The organism is Chrysiogenia bacterium (genome assembly GCA_020434085.1).
In the GTDB taxonomy this organism is placed as follows: domain Bacteria; phylum JAGRBM01; class JAGRBM01; order JAGRBM01; family JAGRBM01; genus JAGRBM01.
The window spans coordinates 1-2,135 of record JAGRBM010000532.1 but is presented as its reverse complement, the minus strand read 5'-3'; the positions used below and the strand labels follow the sequence as shown (position 1 = coordinate 2,135).

Below are 2,135 nucleotides of genomic sequence, written 5' to 3'. Positions count from 1 at the left end.
ACAAGGCCCAGCAGGATGAGCTTCACGAACGGCCCGGAAGCACTCACCAGGTCCCAGGTGGACGGCGTGTCAGCGGCAATGATTGTCAGGAAAATATAAGAATGCGCCATACTATGGGCCTGTTCCTTCAGAGCAAGCCCCTCATCCTACCTTGATCCCTCGACGCAGGTATCACGGTAGGAAACCCCCTGATGGGTGTCAACTGCCGCGGGGGCCCCAAATGCGACTATTCGATTAAACTTTGCTCATTCGGGCCCTTTTCAAGCCCCTTTGAAAGCCCTAAGCTCGCCCGACAAACTTCATCATGGAATTTGAACCCTATCTCCAGATGGCGGGGCACACCCTGCTCTTTTGTTTCTGGTCGAGCCTCTGGCCCCGCCAGTTCGTCAAAGAACGCCTCGAACCGCTGGTCGGGTTTCGCACCTACCGCCTGTTCTATGTGATCGGCACGGTCTTCCTTTTCGGGAACACGCTGCTCTATCTCTTCCAGCACTCGGGCCAGAGCGCCCAGCTCTGGAACTTCACCGCGATTCCGGGCTACCGCTACATCCTCAACACCATCGGGACGATCGGAATCTTCTTCTTCTTCGGCACCTTTTCCCTGGGCCTCTCCTTCTGGGGGCTCAAGGATCCGCCCACCGAGGGCGGGCTCCAGACCGGCGGCTACTACAAGATCACCCGCCACCCGCTCTACTGGTCGGTGTTCTGCCTGCTGCTTGGCCACACCCTGCGCCTTGGCAGCGCGCTGGCCGTGCTCTGGTTCGTCCTGCTGGAGACCTACAACGTCTTCGGGGTCGTCGTTTTCGAGAACCCGGGTCTAAGGCGCCAGTACGGCGAGGAATGGGTCGCCTTCAAGAACCGCGTTTCGACCATTCCTTTCCTCTCGCTGCTTCGCGGCGACGTGAAGTTCGAGCCCGGCGAGTTCCCCACCCGCCGCTTTGTCGGCGCGGGCGTCTTTGCAGCCATCGTGATATTCTTCCTTCACGACGTGCTCATCTGGCTCTGCTACTACCTGCCGCCGCTCGGCACGGTCACCGAAAAAGTTATCTCCGAGTATCAACGAATTTTCGGCTGAGTGCCGACGCCCCGATGAGAAATCCGTTCTAGGAGTTCTCTTCCACCGTCAGCGCGACGTCCTGACCGAATGAGAGTTCGAGGGTGTGACCGTCGGGGTCGCGAAGGAAGGCCCAGTAACCCACGGGCGGGCCGTAGTCGCTGGGGCCGCCGATGAGGCAGCCCTCGGCGCGGGCCTGCTCGCAAAGGGTGTCGACCGCCTCGCGGCTTTTGCAGCCCACGCCCAGATGGGCCATCGGCACGAGCGGCGTGGGATTGGGCGGGCCCTCGATCAGCACGATGACGAACGGGCGCGTCCCGTCGCTGATCCAGGAGACGCGCCAGCCACTGTCTTCATCCAGTCGGTAGTGCACCTGTTTCATCGCGGCGTATTTCTCGTAGAAGGCGACGCTCTTGTCGAGATCGGTGACGGGAAGCGCAATGTGCGTCAGGCCGATGTCATGCATGCCGGGACCCCTCCGCCCCCAAGCATGGCGTCGTAGCTGGCGCACGACAAGCATCACTGTACTGCACAAAAAAACGGCCCCGAGCGGGGCCGCTTTTTGTTTCTTTTTGCAGCAGCGCTAGCTGAGCTTCTTTGCCGCCTCGGCGATGCGGCCCACGCCCTTCTGGATGTTCTCCATGCTGGTTGCGTAGGAAAGCCGCATGTAGCCGGGCGCGCCAAAGGGCGTTCCGGGAACGACGGCGACCATGGCTTCTTCGAGGAGCCACGCGGCAAAGTCCATGTCAGTCTCGATCCTCTTGCCGCCGGCGCTCTTGCCGAGCAGCCCGCTGATGTTCGGGAACACGTAGAACGCGCCCTCCGGGTCGTTGCAGGAAACTCCCTCAATGTCATTGAGTGCTTTGACGATCCACTGGCGGCGCTCGTCGAAGGCCTTGAGCATCTCGCCCACGATGGACTGGTCCATGTTGAAGGCCTTTTCGGCCGCGGCCTGGGAAATGCTCGCCGGGTTCGAGGTCGACTGGCTCTGCATGTTCGTCATGGCCTTGATCACCTTGGCATCGCCGCAGGCAATGCCGATGCGCCAGCCCGTCATGGAATAGGCCTTCGAGGCGCCGTT

3 protein-coding genes are annotated in these 2,135 nt (G+C 61.1%); 1 reads left to right on the top strand and 2 read right to left on the bottom strand.

Features of this window, described 5'->3' with window-relative positions; all coding sequences use genetic code 11:
* The first annotated feature begins 304 nt into the window (after positions 1–304).
* A complete protein-coding gene (locus KDH09_17785) occupies positions 305–1,075 on the top strand; it encodes a hypothetical protein (protein MCB0221554.1) in 771 nt (256 codons plus the stop codon).
* A gap of 28 nt (positions 1,076–1,103) precedes the next feature.
* Here the strand turns inward: KDH09_17785 and KDH09_17780 are convergent, their stop codons facing one another.
* Both KDH09_17780 and KDH09_17775 read right to left on the bottom strand, forming a co-directional pair.
* Positions 1,104–1,520, bottom strand: coding sequence for a VOC family protein (locus KDH09_17780; GenBank protein ID MCB0221553.1), 417 nt, complete (start codon positions 1,518–1,520; stop codon positions 1,104–1,106).
* A gap of 117 nt (positions 1,521–1,637) precedes the next feature.
* On the bottom strand, positions 1,638–2,135 hold a 498-nt coding region (locus tag KDH09_17775), incomplete at its 5' end, for an aminotransferase class I/II-fold pyridoxal phosphate-dependent enzyme (protein MCB0221552.1).

Excerpts from the sequence above, each read along its gene's own strand:
- KDH09_17785 (MCB0221554.1), top strand. The coding sequence starts at position 305 with ATGGAATTTGAACCCTATCTCCAGATGGCGGGGCACACCCTGCTCTTT.
- KDH09_17780 (MCB0221553.1), bottom strand. The coding sequence starts at position 1,520 with ATGCATGACATCGGCCTGACGCACATTGCGCTTCCCGTCACCGATCTC.